16 protein-coding genes are annotated in these 15711 nt (G+C 39.1%); 7 read left to right on the top strand and 9 right to left on the bottom strand.

Translation table 11 applies throughout. From position 1 onward, the window contains the following. The first annotated feature begins 4 nt into the window (after positions 1-4). Positions 5-904, top strand: coding sequence for a hypothetical protein (locus tag EHQ52_RS16830; RefSeq protein WP_135616331.1), 900 nt, complete (start codon positions 5-7; stop codon positions 902-904). Beyond that, on the top strand, positions 901-1665 hold the full coding sequence (locus EHQ52_RS16825; protein WP_135616330.1) for a hypothetical protein: 765 nt from the start codon (positions 901-903) through the stop codon (positions 1663-1665). The genes EHQ52_RS16830 and EHQ52_RS16825 overlap by 4 nt, the downstream gene beginning before the upstream one ends. 2 nt (positions 1666-1667) lie before the next feature. On the opposite strand, the gene EHQ52_RS16820 is transcribed toward EHQ52_RS16825, so the two are convergent. Together EHQ52_RS16820 and EHQ52_RS16815 are read right to left on the bottom strand one after the other, a co-directional pair. Continuing rightward, positions 1668-2342, bottom strand: a complete 675-nt coding sequence (locus tag EHQ52_RS16820) for an LIC_20245 family lipoprotein (RefSeq protein WP_135616329.1) — start codon at positions 2340-2342, stop codon at positions 1668-1670. Further along, on the bottom strand, positions 2339-4639 hold the full coding sequence (locus EHQ52_RS16815) for a sensor histidine kinase (RefSeq protein WP_135616328.1): 2301 nt from the start codon (positions 4637-4639) through the stop codon (positions 2339-2341). The genes EHQ52_RS16820 and EHQ52_RS16815 overlap by 4 nt, the downstream gene beginning before the upstream one ends. A gap of 162 nt (positions 4640-4801) precedes the next feature. Between EHQ52_RS16815 and EHQ52_RS16810 the strand changes: the two genes are divergently transcribed. After that, positions 4802-5377 (top strand): lytic transglycosylase domain-containing protein, encoded by a 576-nt coding sequence (locus EHQ52_RS16810; RefSeq protein ID WP_135616327.1) that lies wholly within the window; start codon positions 4802-4804, stop codon positions 5375-5377. Between the two features lie 7 nt (positions 5378-5384). Here the strand turns inward: EHQ52_RS16810 and EHQ52_RS16805 are convergent, their stop codons facing one another. After that, positions 5385-5735: a Cys-rich protein gene (locus tag EHQ52_RS16805; protein WP_135616326.1), complete on the bottom strand. Its 351-nt coding sequence runs from the start codon at positions 5733-5735 to the stop codon at positions 5385-5387. Then, positions 5732-7429, bottom strand: coding sequence for an ArnT family glycosyltransferase (locus EHQ52_RS16800; RefSeq protein ID WP_135616325.1), 1698 nt, complete (start codon positions 7427-7429; stop codon positions 5732-5734). Before EHQ52_RS16800 ends, EHQ52_RS16805 begins: the two co-directional genes overlap by 4 nt. 191 nt (positions 7430-7620) lie before the next feature. Here EHQ52_RS16800 and EHQ52_RS16795 point away from each other — a divergent pair, with 191 nt between their 5' ends. Beyond that, entirely contained in the window at positions 7621-8304 is a 684-nt protein-coding gene (locus EHQ52_RS16795) for a TetR/AcrR family transcriptional regulator (protein ID WP_135616324.1), read from the top strand. Positions 8305-8349: 45 nt separating this feature from the next. Here EHQ52_RS16795 and EHQ52_RS16790 read toward each other — a convergent pair whose 3' ends face one another. From EHQ52_RS16790 to epmA, 3 genes are all read right to left on the bottom strand, one after another. Beyond that, a complete protein-coding gene (locus EHQ52_RS16790; RefSeq protein ID WP_135616323.1) occupies positions 8350-10611 on the bottom strand; it encodes an aconitate hydratase in 2262 nt (753 codons plus the stop codon). Between the two features lie 190 nt (positions 10612-10801). Continuing rightward, positions 10802-11797 (bottom strand): OmpA family protein, encoded by a 996-nt coding sequence (locus tag EHQ52_RS16780; RefSeq protein ID WP_135616322.1) that lies wholly within the window; start codon positions 11795-11797, stop codon positions 10802-10804. A 191-nt stretch (positions 11798-11988) separates the two neighbouring features. Then, positions 11989-12933 carry an EF-P lysine aminoacylase EpmA gene (gene epmA, locus EHQ52_RS16775; protein WP_135616321.1) on the bottom strand — a complete coding sequence of 315 codons (945 nt, stop codon included), beginning with the start codon at positions 12931-12933 and terminating at the stop codon, positions 11989-11991. 57 nt (positions 12934-12990) lie between these two features. Between epmA and EHQ52_RS16770 the strand changes: the two genes are divergently transcribed. Continuing rightward, entirely contained in the window at positions 12991-13317 is a 327-nt protein-coding gene (locus tag EHQ52_RS16770; RefSeq protein WP_199775836.1) for an STAS domain protein, read from the top strand. Here EHQ52_RS16770 and EHQ52_RS16765 read toward each other — a convergent pair. Next, positions 13306-13740: a DUF4279 domain-containing protein gene (locus EHQ52_RS16765; protein ID WP_135616319.1), complete on the bottom strand. Its 435-nt coding sequence runs from the start codon at positions 13738-13740 to the stop codon at positions 13306-13308. The genes EHQ52_RS16770 and EHQ52_RS16765 overlap by 12 nt on opposite strands. Positions 13741-13966: 226 nt before the next feature. Here EHQ52_RS16765 and EHQ52_RS16755 point away from each other — a divergent pair, with 226 nt between their 5' ends. Next, the gene (locus tag EHQ52_RS16755) at positions 13967-14692 is read left to right on the top strand and encodes a response regulator transcription factor (protein WP_086445695.1); all 726 of its coding nucleotides are present in this window, start codon (positions 13967-13969) and stop codon (positions 14690-14692) included. A 138-nt stretch (positions 14693-14830) separates the two neighbouring features. Next, positions 14831-15379 carry a DUF1564 family protein gene (locus EHQ52_RS16750; protein ID WP_135616317.1) on the top strand — a complete coding sequence of 183 codons (549 nt, stop codon included), beginning with the start codon at positions 14831-14833 and terminating at the stop codon, positions 15377-15379. A 23-nt stretch (positions 15380-15402) separates the two neighbouring features. Here the strand turns inward: EHQ52_RS16750 and EHQ52_RS20395 are convergent, their stop codons facing one another. Beyond that, positions 15403-15708: a 4a-hydroxytetrahydrobiopterin dehydratase gene (locus tag EHQ52_RS20395; RefSeq protein ID WP_135616316.1), complete on the bottom strand. Its 306-nt coding sequence runs from the start codon at positions 15706-15708 to the stop codon at positions 15403-15405. Positions 15709-15711: the final 3 nt, after the last annotated feature.

The raw sequence follows: 15711 nt of genomic DNA, 5'->3' as shown, positions 1-15711 counted from the left end.
ACTTTTGGCATTTTGGAAAAGATTTGTTTCCCGCAAAACTAGGGTAGAGAACTGGATCACTAAACCCGGAGTTCTGGAAAACAGCATACGTAAAAGTTTACATTTTTTATTTAGATCCAGCTTAGAGGAAATTTTTCCAGAGGATCTTTCAATTTCTCCTTCTGCTTTGGGTCTTGCTCGTCTTCCCGAAGAAAAACTAAAAGTTTTAGCAGAAGAATTTCCAATAGAGAAAGCATTCCCCTACACTTCTGCAGATGAATTCCTTTCAGAAGAATCTATGGATTCTATTGTAGAATTTATTGCAGGAACTCAAGCCGCTCCTTCTAAAAATCTGATTTTAGGAATTCTGAATCAACCGGAAGTTCAGGCGATCTTCTCCCAAGGTTTAGAGAAGGTCCTAAACGAATTTCATAAAAAGATAAATCCTTTGCATGGAGTTTTTCAAGCTGCGGGTTTGGAAAAACAGATCTCTCAATTTTTATCTTCTCTATTGCCTACATTTACTGAAAGGATTGCTGACTTCGTTTCCATAGGTTCTGGAACTCAAGAAATCCAAGCAGTGATCCGAAACACTTTGAAAATCCTTTTCCAAACAGGTTTTAACGATCTAGGAAGGCTCGAAACTTCCAGATTCGGTGCTGGAACCGATAGGATCAGAAGAGCGATTGCAAGTGATGAAAAAGTTCGCGGAGCCATGGAAAATTTATACTCCGTGAGCAGAGACACATTACTGAATCATTATAGAAAGGAAACTTTGAAAGAGTTTATAGGTCTTTCAGAACCTGAATTGGATTTATGGATCGGTAAAATTTCAGAAGATGCAGCGTCTAATATTAGAAAGGTCCACGCTAAAAGATCTCTTTCTCCTTTGGTTCTGGACCTACTCTCGGATATTTTGGGATGAAGAAGGTAATATCCACCATCCAAAACGCATTAGAATACCTGGATAAATTAGGACCTCAAAAATCCTTCCAGTTATTCCGTAACCTAGGTTATGAAGCGTTGTTTTCCATTTCGGAAAAGGTGGATCATAAAAAACTTTTATTCTTAAGCCAAAATTTAAGCGAACAGGAAATCGTAACTCTTTTACAATCCATCCAAGAAACAACCCTTGTGGATCTGATCCAGAACACAGTTCCTTCTGATCTGGTATATTATGTAAAACATCTGGGTCTCAAAGATCTAAAATTTTTAGCGGAGTCTATTTCTCCTTTAGATGTTTCTAAGATTAATCATACGATAGGTTCTAAAACCATTGTAGAGATCTTAACAAATATAGGACCTGATTCTTCGATTGCTTATCTGAATGCGATCGGTATAGATTCTTTTCTGGAATTAACTAAGGCATTGCCAGTAAAAGATTTTGTTCCTCTAACCAAGGCTTTAACTCCGGGAGAATGTGCAGAATGGATCCGTAAAAGATCCATTTCAGAGATCCCGGCTTTATTAAAAGGTTTAGGAACTAAAAACGCGGTAGATCTTTTACAGCAGGTAGGTTTTCAAAAAGTAATTTCTATTCTTTCCGTTTTGAATCCAGAAGAACTTGTGAATTTAATTCATACATTAAACAAAATGAAATTACCTTCTGCCAAAAAACCCGCTGCTAAAAAAGCAAAAACTCCTCAAAACAAAAGAAGTCTTAAAAGAAAACGTAAAAGTCCTTAAACTTAGTTTCCTTTTTGTGCAGAGATCACTTCTTCTCTACTCTTAGAAATTCCATCCAATCTTTCTTTTACAAGTTTCTCATATTCTGGATTGGCGCTTTTTGGATTTTCACTCACTAATTTTTGATAATTTTCCATTCCGTATTTCAGGATCTCCAACATATCATCAGACCGTTTTAGTTTTGCATTTAGATAGAAGGACATTTCTTCTTTAGGAACATCCTTTCTTTCTAAAATTTCTCTTTGAATCCTATAATAATGGTCTTCATTCTCTTTTTTCTTAGCGATTTCTTCTTCCGAAAGTTTTTTAGGGATTAGAGAATTGTTAGGGAATTTTTCGGTAAGAGGTTTGAACTTCTCATACATTTGTTCATATAATTTTGCTCTCTCTTCTGGACTTAAACTTTCTAAATAAGATTTTGTCTTGCTAGGCTTAGAAGTTGGCTCTTCGGCGACTGCGACTGGTCCGGAGGCTGTCTCTTCTACATGTCCTGAAAAATCTAAGAAAGATCCTCCTTCGAATAAGGAGTTTTCTTGTCTAGTCAAAGTCTCTTCTGTGAGTCCACCTTGATAGTTTGTGTTTTCTTTTGTAGAAGTTCCCGGAAATAGAAGATAAAAAATTCCGATCAAGGAAGCAATGAGTATGGATACGATTAAATACGTTCTTTTTTGATTCATTCAGAATACAAAGGTAAAATCACCTTAAAAATGCTGCCACCTTTTTGGTTTGGCTCTACGATGACTTCTCCTCCCATTTTATTAATTAAAGTCCGACTGATAGAAAGTCCAAGTCCAGTACCGCCCACAGTCCTGTTCCTTTGGTCTGGTATCCTAAAAAATCTTTCGAAGATCAGCTCTTTATATTTAGGATCTATACCGATCCCGGTGTCTGTAAATCGAACCTCTACTTTTTTATCCGCGATCTTTTTAAGAGAGACATCGATTCCGCCTTTTTCCGTATATTTTATCGCGTTCACGAAAAAATTTGTGATGATCTGAGAAAATTCGAATCTCACTCCTTTGAGTTTTAGATTTTCAGAAAGAGTAGTAGTCACCGTAAGTCCGCTTTCGGATGCAGAAGGAGAATTAATATAAAGAACTTCTTCGATCACGGTTAACGGATCAAAAATTTCGTACATCTCTTCAGAAGTTTGTGAATCCTTTTTCTCCAATTGTAGAAGGTTATCTATTAGGAAATTCAGCCTTCTTACATTCTTGCGAATCACATCTGTCATTCCCTTCTGATCTTCGTTCAAAGGAAGTTGTTCATCCACAAATAGAAGGTCGAAATATCCTTGGATATTTGTCATAGGAGATCTAAGTTCATGAGATATATTGGATATAAACTCATGTTTGATCTTCTCTGACTCTAAAATTAATGCGTTATCATTTACTTGGATCTGGTAAAATCTCTTTGTCTCAGCACTAAAACCTGTTACACTCAGGCCCACTGAAAATTTCGTGCCGTCTTTTAAGATCAAACCTGCTTCCGGAATGAAAGTCATATTTTGGTCTTTTCCACCAGGAGATTTTAGTTCTGTTTGTTCCAAGATATCAGGAAGAACTCTTGCAAGCCTGATATTTTTGATCTCTGAGGTTTGGTATCCTGAAACTTCTCTGAATCTTCTGTTTGCATCCACGATCATTCTTGTATCTGCGTTCACTATGATCATTGCATCTGTTGCAAACTCGAACATATAACGATATCTTTCTTCAGTAGTCTGGCGTTTTAGATCGCTTATATCTAATCTGGTTTCTAAGAGATAATTATCTTCTGAAAGTCTTTTGTTCTTTTCCTCTATGTCTCGGATCTCTTGATTCAAATAATCTAATATTGCATTCACTGTGGAACGTATAAAAAGGTATGGGCTTTTAGGAAGTTGTGTGTCCAGAGCAACTTCTCTTCTTCCTAAAAATAGGGAAAGTGCCAATTCTTTCATTTCGGAGACTAAACTTCGGAGAGGAGAGATATCTTTTACAATATTCCCAAACTTTGCTTTCCCGTTTGAATAATATCCGTTATAAAGTTTAGAATTTGTTTGAGTGATGGAAGAAGGAAATTTAGGAAAAGGATTATCTGCTACTGAATGTGCCAGATTTTCTAAAATTTTCTTCCCCCCGTCTAAACCTGGGAAAGTTTTTCCGTACATTTCCATCACGAAACGTACATCTTCCAAGGAAGGCATTCCGGATAAAATTTTTCCGAGTTCAGGAACTGGCCTTCTATAAAATCCGTCTAGTTCTCCTGGTTTCCAAGGGCAAGGACCTACCCAATCAGCTACAAAAGAATCTCCTTCGTAAGCCACATTATTTGCAAGATCTTCCATTGCCTTTTTAATCGCTCTGGAAACTCTATTTGCTTCTTCCGGAAATTTAGAAGCAAACCTTCCTGTGAATGCAATCATATTCGTAGGTAAATAATAAGGAGGGATCTCGTTTTCTACTGTGAGACAGTAACCCTTCTCCCCGAAGAATGGATACTCTTGTAAAGACGCGGCCGCGCCCAAACACTCCGCACGAATGAATTCATGAGCGAGTAACGTAGGCCTTGTAGTAAGATAAGGCACAGGTTTTCTGCGATGGTAATTTTCGGAACGGAAAAATTCCTCTGCTACGAATCTATCCAAGGAATAAGGATGCAAGATTGGTAAAAAACTATGATATGAATCTCGGATAGACTCTGCTTCCATATAAGACGCGGAATAAAATCCATGCACCAAACAAGATAAAATGATGCCTCTATAAAAAGTCCAATGGGGAGAAGTTTTCTTGAGTTGTTGATGAGCCCATGCGGTGAAAGGAATTTCTCCAGCTTCTGCCCTGCCTTCTCTCAAGTGAGCAAGTACTGCCTCGTAACTTTTGAGCGCTCGAACTCTGACAAGTACGTCTTCTTCTTCAAAGTACCCTCGGCTGAAGGCCAAGAATACTGGAAAGGCTGTGAGCCTTGGAGTTGTGACTATCTCTATTTCTATCACGCGGTCTATCGTTCTTAGGCGCCGGGTTTTTTCAAGAAACCCTTTGATTTCCTTTCTAAAACCTGCAAAAAAGACTAATCGGATCTGGGTTTTCTTCCGAGAGACATAATAAGGGTACGAAGATTAGCCATTTTGGCTTAGGTAGGAACTCCTGAGGTTTGTATGAAGTTAGATGATCTAGACTCTTATCGCAGAATTGTCTCCAGAATGGAAGAAATCCAGGGAATTACTGAGAGATTTCAGCCAAAACCTCCGGCTCCGGAAGGAGATCCTACACCTAAAAAGATTGAGTCTGAATTTTCCCAAGAGTTGGACTCCAAAATGAAGGGAATTTTCTCCCAGGAGAATGACCCTACTCCAAAAGATCTAAGCAGTATTATAGAAAGAGAATCTAATAAAAATCATCTGGATCCGAATCTGGTGAAATCAGTGATCAAGGCAGAATCCAATTTTAAACCAAATGCAGTTTCTTCTAAAGGTGCGATCGGTTTAATGCAGCTCATGCCTGGGACTGCGGATATTTTAGGAGTGGAGAATCCATTTGATCCGGAAGAAAATATCGCAGGTGGGACTAAGTTTCTCGCGGATATGATGAAGAAGTTTGGAAATTCTGATATGGCGATTGCGGCTTACAACGCTGGACCAGGTGCAGTCCAAAAATACGATGGGATCCCGCCTTACAAAGAAACGAAAGATTACGTAAAAAAGGTAAATCGTTTTTGGAAGGGGGAATATTAAGAAAGTTTTAATAATACTTTTTTAATTCTCCAAACAAACAAGAAGTCAATTCAGAACAACTCGCCATTTTCTCCGGCACAAGGCATACCTGCATCTTATCGAAATGTTTTCTGCAACCTCTTAAGCAGGAATTTTCCACCTTATACAATTGGTCTTCAGAAGTTTGGGGGTATTCTTTCTGCATACATTTCGCAAGATTATCACAATAATCCAGGCAAATCTCTTTTCCTTCCCATTCCATTCCGGACTGAACCACAGTTCCTCTGGAATATTTGAAGGCGATAAATGTGCCCACGGCCAGACCCAAAACGAAAATGGGAAGATAAGGGAAAATTTTTCTGAAAGGGATTTGGCTCATCGACTCTCCAATTCGGAATTCTTATTCCGAGAAGGCTCATAAAAATATACGTATTCTTTTCCCTGAGTGGGGCTCAGGAGTTCCTTCAGGGTAACGTCTCTTTTCCAAACAGTTTGTGTCTGTAGAAGTTTGTATCCCGACGGAATAGGGACCTGTTCTTGGAAGAAGACCAGATGTCTAATTCCATCCACACAATTTCGGTCCGCACCAGGAACAGAGTGAATGATCTCTGCACCAGGAAGTGCGTTCCTAAAAGTAAGTGCGGTCCAAGGATTTTCAGAAATGATACAGATCTGTTTTGCATTAGTGAATGGTCCATTCTCAGGAACCTCACTTAAGTTTACTCTGGGAAGAATAGAAAATTGGATATAAGAGAGTAAACCTGCAGCAAGTACAAGATTCAATGTAACAGTGGAAGGAACTCCTAACCTTTGCACTCGGATCCTTCTTCCCCAAATAAAAATCAAAATTAAGAATGCTGTGAATACCAATTCCGCCCTGATATTTTGGCCCAAAAGAATTTCAAAACCCCACATTGCTGCCAAAACCAATGCACTGATCCCAAAACAGAAGAGATAATTCAGAGAAAGGAGCTTAGAGAATTGATATTCTTTTTTTCGAATGAAGAATAATCCAATTCCCAAGAAAGCCAATGGGATCAAAGGAAGAAGGTAGTAAAAATCCTTACGGTTCGGCGCCAAATGGACCAAACAAATCGCAATGATTGCCCAAAGGTAGGAACTCCCGACCACTTCTCTCTGCGATTTTGGCCTTTGGAATAATTTAGAATAAAATCCTGAGAAAACCGCCACGCTGAAAGGAAAACTATAGAGCAAAAACCCAAGTGGTATGATCCATTCAGACTGATTTGCAGTGGCTGAAGAAAATTTACCTAGGTTCTCAGTGAAAAAGAAGATCGTTAGAAACTCTTTTCCCAGTTCTGAATAAGAAAGAAGGACTAGTATCCAAATTATTGGAACGATCAAAGAAGAAGAAAGGAAGATGATATGCGAGAGGAGTTCCTTCCAAATTCTTTTTTTGCCTGACCATCCCCCATTTGAGTGAAGAAGAAAAATTCCAATCACTGAATAAGACCCTAAGATGATCCCGCTATATACTTGGAATACAGGACCTTTGATTAGAATTGCGATTCCAGAGAAGAGGCCTCCGACAAATAACCAGATCCTATTTTTAGAAAGTCTGAATTCTAAAATTGTTACAGAGACTAAGATAATGAAGAAGGTCAATAAAGACTCCATCATCACCAAACGGGAAAATTTGAACACTCCCAAGGTCAAAGTATAAGCAGCAGAAATTGTGAACGCTAGTTTAGAACTTCCACCTGCCCTTCTAATCCCTAGGTAAATTAGAACAGAAGATCCGAAAAAAAGTAAGAAGGAAGGAAACCTTTCTGCAAAAAAGCTGACACCAAAAAGACTATCCGAAAAAATTCCGAGCCAAAACAGAGCAGGTGGCTTGTAGAGATTTAAAACGCCTTCAAATTTAGGAAAAAGATAGGAAGAAGAGGTCAAACTTTCTCGGATTGTAGCGATATGCATCGCTTCATCCCCTTGGGTTAAGATGGCATTTCCTCCAGATCCGGGAAGAAGCAGGAATACGTTTAACAAAATGAGCAGAGAAACGAATATTTTATCTCTATTTAAGCTTTTTTTAAAAAACGAATTCCAAACCATAAATTTGAAGAAAGTTCCCTTTTTTGCGGAATCTCGATCTGGAAGATCAATAAATCCACATGTAATCATTCACTTACTTATCACCATATTGTAAAAATAAATGTAACAGGCAAGAGTAAAGTGATCTAAAAAGTAAAAATGCGCTTGGCTGATTAGTCGAAGGTCGGGATACATCCCATATAGGCAGTTAGATGGTTCGAACCCCTAAGAAGAAGGTCAAAAAAACTAAGGTATCCAAAGCAGGTGCTCATGGTTCTAGTAAAGGCCCTAAAAAAAGAGACCGAAAGGCAACTGAGACCGCTTTAATGAAGGCGGGCATACAAGTTTTTGCCAAAAAAGGATATGACGCAGCGACTACTAAGGATATCGCTAAATCTGCAGGTGCTAACGAAGCTCTAATCATGCGTTATTTCGGCGGGAAGAAGGGACTCTTAGAAGCAATTCTAACTCGCACCGATGATCTAGGCGATTCAGATGCCGGAAAAAAAGAAGAAGAGACCAAACAACTTCATTTGGATGAGGCTTTGGTCGAGTCCATTACGGAAAGATGTTCCGATTTCAAACATTATTCAGACTTCATGAAAGTTGCAGTCAGCAGGATCATCTTAGATCCAGACGTTAGTAGAATTATCCAAACTAAAATTTATACCAAAGCTCTTCCTGAAATGATCCATGAATTGGAGAAATTTAAGAAGGGAGGAGAAATCGATCCAAAGGCAGATTTGAAGTCAGTTGCATTCGGAATTTCTTCTTTAACTTTTGCGTTAGGGTTTATGGCTCAAGTAGTTTATAAAATTCCAGAATCGGAAATCAAAGCTACTATTAAAGAAATGGTGAGGATTTTGCAGAAGGGTCTAAAGCCAGACTCTAAATAAAAAGCCGAGACCATCATTGAGGCCTCGGCTTCCTTCAGAAAATTTTTACTTTTTGCCGCCGATCAAATTCAAAGCGCTTCCCGCCTTAAACCATTCAATCTGCTGAGCATTGTAAGTATGGTTTACTTGAAATTCGTCCTTACTTCCATCTTTATGATTTAAAGCTAAAGTGAGAGGAGTTCCTTCCTTAAAACCAGTAAGTCCGATAATATCAATTTTATCGTCTTCTTTAATCTTGTCGTAATCCGCCTTATCCGCAAATGTCAAAGCAAGCATCCCTTGCTTTTTCAGGTTTGTTTCATGGATACGAGCAAACGATTTTACAAGAACTGCTCTTACTCCTAAGAATCTAGGTTCCATAGCTGCATGCTCTCTGGAAGAACCTTCTCCGTAGTTTTCGTCTCCGACTACTATCGAACCAATCCCTTGGGCTTTGTATTGGCGTTGGACTTTAGGAACTTCGTCGTAAGATCCATCTAATTGGTTCTTCACGCTATTGATCTTCTCATTGAAGATGTTCGTAGCTCCGATCAGAAGGTTATTGGAAATATTATCCAAATGTCCTCTAAATTTCAACCAAGGACCCGCCATAGAGATATGGTCAGTTGTACATTTGCCTTTTACTTTGATAAGAAGGTTCAATCCTTTTATATCAGTGCCTTCCCATTTAATGAAAGGAGCAAGTAATTGCAAACGATTGGACTTAGGATCCACAACCACTTGCACGCCAGATCCATCAGCTGCTGGAGCTTGGTAACCAGCATCTTCGACATCGAAACCTTTTTTAGGAAGTTCGTCTCCATTTGGAGGATCTAGTTTGACCTTCTCCCCTTTTTCATTCGTAAGAGTATCATTATTCGGATCAAAAGTAAGATCTCCCGCAATCGCCAAAGCAGTCACAAGTTCCGGAGAACCTACAAATGCAAAAGTGTTCGGGTTCCCGTCGTTTCTTGACTGAAAGTTACGGTTGAATGAGTGAACAATTGTGTTCTTCTCTTTCTTATCCGCTCCAACCCTGGACCACATCCCGATACAAGGACCGCATGCATTCGCGAAAACCTTAGCTCCGATCTTTTCGAAAACTTTAATGAATCCGTCTCTTTCTATCGTAAAACGAACTAACTCAGAACCAGGAGTGATCGTAAACTCAGCCTTAGGCTTTAAGGATTTTTCTGCTGCTTGGTTTGCAAGAGAAGCTGCGCGAGCAATATCCTCGTAAGAAGAGTTTGTGCAGGAACCGATCAGACCCACTTCTACTTTTGTAGGCCACCCATTCTTCTTAGCTTCTTCTTTCATTTTAGAAATAGGAGTAGCTAAGTCAGGAGTGAAAGGTCCATTCAAGTGTGGTTCCAACTCTGAAAGATTGATCTCGATGACTTGGTCGAAAAATTTGTCAGGGTTCGCGTATACTTCTGGGTCTGCTGAGAGGTGTTCCTTCACCCCATTCGCCAAATCAGCGATATCTGCTCTATTTGTAGAGCGAAGATATCTTTCCATGGACTCGTCATAAGCGAATGTGGAAGTAGTTGCCCCGATTTCAGCTCCCATATTGGCGATAGTTCCCTTTCCAGTACAGGAAAGTGAAGTAGATCCTTCACCGAAGTATTCTACGATAGCACCTGTTCCACCTTTTACGGTAAGAATTCCTGCTACTTTTAAGATAACGTCTTTTGCAGAAGTCCAACCGTTTAGTTTTCCGGTTAATTTCACTCCAATTAGTTTAGGCCATTTGAGTTCCCAAGGAAGTCCGGCCATCACATCACAAGCGTCTGCTCCACCGACTCCGATCGCAACCATTCCCAAACCACCTGCATTTACAGTGTGAGAGTCGGTTCCAATCATCATTCCACCTGGAAATGCATAATTTTCTAATACTACTTGGTGAATAATTCCGGCACCTGGTTTCCAGAACCCGATCCCGTACTTGTTGGAAACGGAAGAAAGAAAATCATAAACTTCTTTGTTTTCAGTAGAAGCAGTTGCTAAATCTGTTGAGGAACCAGTTTTTGCAGTGATCAAGTGGTCGCAGTGGACAGTGGAAGGAACTGCTACCTTACTTCTACCTGCGGACATAAATTGTAATAAGGCCATCTGTGCCGTTGCGTCCTGCATTGCAACGCGGTCCGGAGCAAAATCAACGTAAGATTTTCCTCTTTCGAAATTGGAGGAAGGTGTTCCTTCCCAAAGGTGAGAATAAAGAATTTTTTCGGTCAGAGTAAGAGGTCTACCGACCACTTCTCTGGCTTTTTTAACCAGGTTCCCGAGTTTTTCATACCGGGCACGAATCATATCTATATCAAATGCCATTGTCATCTCCGATGATGGTTTCATCGTCTCTTAGGGTCGGGGTGCTTGTATAGGATTTTTCCGCCAAAAGGACAATTTTAAGAATACGGAATATCCGTTTACTACTGGATTAGACGAAAGAATGTGAAGAAGAGTCTGGAGTTCCTACCAGAAATTAGAAGAGAGGAGAAAAGGGAGATAAACTCCCTCCTTACTTGACGATCTGGATATCCACGCGTCTGTTTTTTTCCGAACTTTGTCCCTTTCCCTCGGGAGAAGAAACTACTTGAGAACCTTTCGCTTCTAAAATGAAACGAGAAGTTTCCAAACCATTCCCCAATAAATAATCTCTAACCATCTCGGCCCTAAGTTGGGAAACTTTCAGGTTCACCTCTTCGGTTCCTTCGGAAGAAGCATGTCCAATCAGAACTACCTTAGTATCTGAATGTTTTTTGAGAAGGAAGGTAAGAGAATCCAGGATCCTTCTTTGGGATTGAGGAATTTTAATATCATTCTTATCGAAAAGGATCGGAGAAGATTGGATTTTATAAGCAAGCTCCCCATCTTTTCCTGAAAAATTCGTAGGTTCGTGTTTCTGAGAGAAGAAGCCGAAAATACCTTCCTTTTCTGAAGAGGAAGGTTCCTTCTTCTCTTCCGTCACTTGCTTTGGTTTGCTTTCTTTCACTTCTTCAGTATGACTAACGGACTTCTTCCCATTGCTACGGAATGCATAATAGATACCAATTCCAAAACCTCCAAGAATAATGAGAGAAAGAACTAGAACAGGGATACTATTTTGTTTTTTGGCCTGACCTGCAGAAGGAGTCGGAATATATCCTCTATAAGGTTCAGAATGTTGAGAACTCATAAGACTGATCGCTTCATCGTGAGAAGTGTATTCCTCTTGTGGAGAAGATTTGGTTTGAGTATGAGAAGATTTTTCAGCGGCCCATTTACGAATTTCAGTGCGAAACCATTCGTCCGCTTTTGCGGTAAATTGGAAATTCTCACGGACATATTCCATCGTTTTCTTTTCGATGTCAGTATAAGTATTATTATCCTTTACGGCGTTGAGAAGTTTCTTTGCATCCGCGATTGAAATACGGCCATCTTTTTTACCTGAAGTAGCCTTCTCCGCTAATTCGATTAGGCCTCGGTCATATTTTTTGCCTTTTATAGTGACGTAATAATTCTGCTTCTTAGTCATATTCTCCGTCCGCAGTAAAGGCCATGGATCTTTTCATTCGAAAAACCCTTTTCGGGGTAAATCAAATCTTAAGTTAAATTGATAGATGATCCGTGCAACAAAAGTTTTGCGAGGCCTATATTCATTATCGAACCATCCATGACGCTTTCTTAATTCTAAATGAAGTCAGAGGAGAATAAAATCTGCCGTTTTCAAATTTCTCGCCAATATGGGCTAACTTCTGAGAGGGAGTTCCTTCCCAAAAGAACCATTAGAAGTCGATCCAACCCGATGGAAACTCCGGAACATTCCGGGATGCCTCTCTCTAATGCTTGAAGGAACTCCTCGTGAACAGGAAATACTTCCTTGCCTAACTTTCTTCGTAGTTCTTGTTCTTTTTCAAAACGAGCCCTCTGTTCTATCGGGTCCAAAAGTTCATAGAATGCGTTAGATAATTCTATATTTCCGAAATATAATTCGAACCTTTTTGCAGCTCCTTTTTCAATTCGAGAAAGAGCAGCCATTTCAGGAGGATAATCATAGATGAATTGAAATTCCGAAGTGAAGCACGGCTCTAATAAGTTTAAGAATATTAAAAAAAAGCAGTCTTCATATTCCATAGATTCAAGAGGAAGATTCGTTAAAGACAATTCTGTTATCTTTCGCTCTAACGAGCTCCTATCCCAATCTATGCCGGCGAGATTGGAGAGGAGTTCCTTCACTGACTTTCTTTGGAATGGTTTTTCCGGAAGAGGAAGACTTAGCTTATTAGTAACCGATCGAATCAATTCCTCTAACAGATCCATTGCCTGGTGTAAATCAGTATCTGTTTGATAAAATTCCAGCATCAGAAATTCGGCGGTATGGTAGGAACTCCCATTTTCTCCGGAACGAAACGTATGCGCTATCTCGTATACCTTATCCGCACCTAAAGATAAAGCTTGTTTGAGAGAATACTCCGGGGAAGTAATCAGATATCCCTTTTCTTCCCCCGAAGGAGATCCTACAATAAATGGATCCAAATATGGCTCCATCCCCGGGATTCTTTTCAAAGATGGCGTATCAACCTCGAGGAATCCTTTTTCGTGAAAAAAAGTTCTCGTAGCATTCAAAAATCTGGATCGAAATGACAATATTTCTAAGTTGTTCAGCTTCATCTTCGAATATGAAATCGCTCATAATGGCGAATTAATCCTTTAGAAAGGGAAATTACTGTGGAGTATATCCGAAAATACAATCACTTCGAAATAAGAAAAAAACCAAAAGCAGTAGAGATTGAGCCCCTTCTTTCAGAAGTAAACGATCAAGTATTGAACGAATTAAACTCAGTTTTAGCAATGGCCTTTTATGAAACAAATCGGCATGTAAAGTTAGAAATATCAAAATTCGAGACTTTACCATTTCCAGTAATAGAAAAATTGATCAAATATGCCTTAGATCTGCGAGAAAAGAATCGAGTATTAATTCTTTCCAAGCCAAGACCGCCGATCCGAAAATACATCAAAACTTTCTCTCTAGAAGAATTGATTCTAATCCTCTGACCTTCTCCTTCTTTCAGGAATATTCCACGCGTGAAAAGACAATTTCAACCCAAGATTTCCTAGGAGCAGGAGAGTCCGAGAACTTAGAGCGGTTTCTTCTAAATTACCATTATTGAATTCAACAGAACAATAAAGTACGACATTATGTTTTTCGCAAAAACTTTGAAATTCTTTGCGACGAGGAGCGATTTTCTCCAGCAGCTCTTGGATATGATCTTCTAAAGGAGAACTGGCGTCTCTCTTAGAGTGAATTTGCCATAAGGAAGAAGTAACTGATTTTCCAGAAATGGCAGGAACTCCTTTATTCACTGATAAATCCGGACGAATCCCAAGAGTTCTAGTTACTTCGTGAACATCCAAGCCAGGTTCCGAAACGGCAATAAGGGCCCAACTCCGAGGGAAGGAAGGATTACTATATTTCATAAACTGTCCAAAACCAGACTTTTCACATTAAGAAATAAGAATTCTCCAGAAATGCCATTAAAGATAAACAGCAAACCCTTCAAAAACGCCAAACATATAGCATTTTTCGAATTTTTGTTTTCCAATCAATACATTTAAAATCTCATTTTTTGCTATGTTACAATTTTGGTGGGAATAATATGTTGTAATGAGGTTAAATTTAACATCCAATACACCTGAGGCGCTTATGAAGAATATTCTGGTAATTGAAGATGATCCGGACATCGGGAATTTAATACGAAAGTCACTGGATTCAGCTCATTACCGAACCACTATTCAAACTTCTGGCGAAGAAGGCCTTAAATACTATAAGGCTAACCACCCTGACCTCTTAATTTTAGATCTTTCCTTACCTGATATTGACGGAATGGATGTATGCAGAACAGTTCGAAGATCGGATGAGAATACTCCTATTTTTATAGTTACTGCCCGAAATGAAGAAATTGATAGAATCATGGGACTCGAATTGGGTGCGGATGATTATATCACAAAGCCTTTTTCCGTACGAGAATTAAAAACCAGAGTAGATGTATTCTTTCGTCGCTGGGACAAAAAAGCGGGAATCAAACCTAATATCGGAAGTGGCGGAGAAATTATCAGAGGCTCTTTGAAAATTGATCCAGTTAGACGCAGAGTCACATTGAAAGATCAAGTAATAAACATTTCCAGAAAAGAATTTGATATTCTACAACTAATGGCAACTTCTCCCGGCAAAGTTTTCTCGAGAGAAATGATCTTAGAAGCAGTTTGGGGAATGGAATGGGATGGATTCGAAAGAATGATAGACTCTCATATCAAAAGAATTCGATCCAAGTTGGAAAAGAATTCAGCGCAACCTGAGTGGATAGAGACAATTTGGGGAATTGGTTATAGATTTACTGATAATTACGAGGGAATCGTAATTGTAGATTAGTCCTTTCATCTTCAGATACCTGAAAATCCGTTCTTAGACAACTTTAAGAGCGGATTCCTGAGGAGTTCCTTCTCAAATAAATCACAATCTTCGGCAAAAAATTTACTCCCTTTCATCAGTTTAAGACCCGTTTCCTATATGGAAACATTAAAGCCTACCTTTCACCGCTCCTTTTCTCAGAACATATCTCTAGAAAATATAATTACAAAGAAACGGAAAGTCTCCACTCTTCTGATCCCGCCGCACCTTGCGAAATATGTTCGGAAACAAGGAATCAACTATTTACTAAGAAAGGCACTTTCAAGCCAACGAAGAAGTTTCCATTCGAACAAACGTATTAATTCCGTATCCATATATACCAAATATCAGAATACTCTCGGAGGATCGAAAGAAAAGAAATATATAAAGTTCAACTTTAGGCCAAAAGCAGAAGATTGGACACAACTTAGAAGTCTCGCCATTAGTCATGGAGTTTCTATGTGCTATTTATTTGTAATGCTACTAGAAGAATATAAATCAAAAGGTTTTTCAAAGGTAGAAAAGATAATCTGGCAAGTGAAAGCTGCAATACATGCAAACTTTGATTCGAAGGTTTTCTTCAGAGAATTATGGATCTTTGAATATCAATTAGGAAAATCCAATTTTAGAATTAGAGGAAAAGACCCTCATGGACCAAAAATCGCATAAAGACTCAGAATTTAGTTATTATATTAGAGATTATTTAAGAGATTTTCGGCAGAGATGGCGAAGTGCAAATCGAAGCTGGATAAGCCCATTAGATAGTGGGTGTATAGTTCCACTCTAACGGAACTATACGAAAGTAAAATTTCTGGATGGTGATCCATATCGTTAGCTATATTTGCAAGCGCTGCTACGACTTTAATTCCATCTATATATTGAGATAGTTTATATACCCTAACGATTTTTGGGACATCGTCTGCCCTAATAACTTCCCAAGTGGTAGGGAGTTCCTTCCTAATTTGCTCGATTGATAACGGAACTGGAGAAGCGCCCATATT

This window comes from Leptospira koniambonensis (genome assembly GCF_004769555.1).
GTDB classification, from domain to species: domain Bacteria; phylum Spirochaetota; class Leptospiria; order Leptospirales; family Leptospiraceae; genus Leptospira_B; species Leptospira_B koniambonensis.
This window is presented reverse-complemented; position numbering and strand designations above follow the sequence as displayed.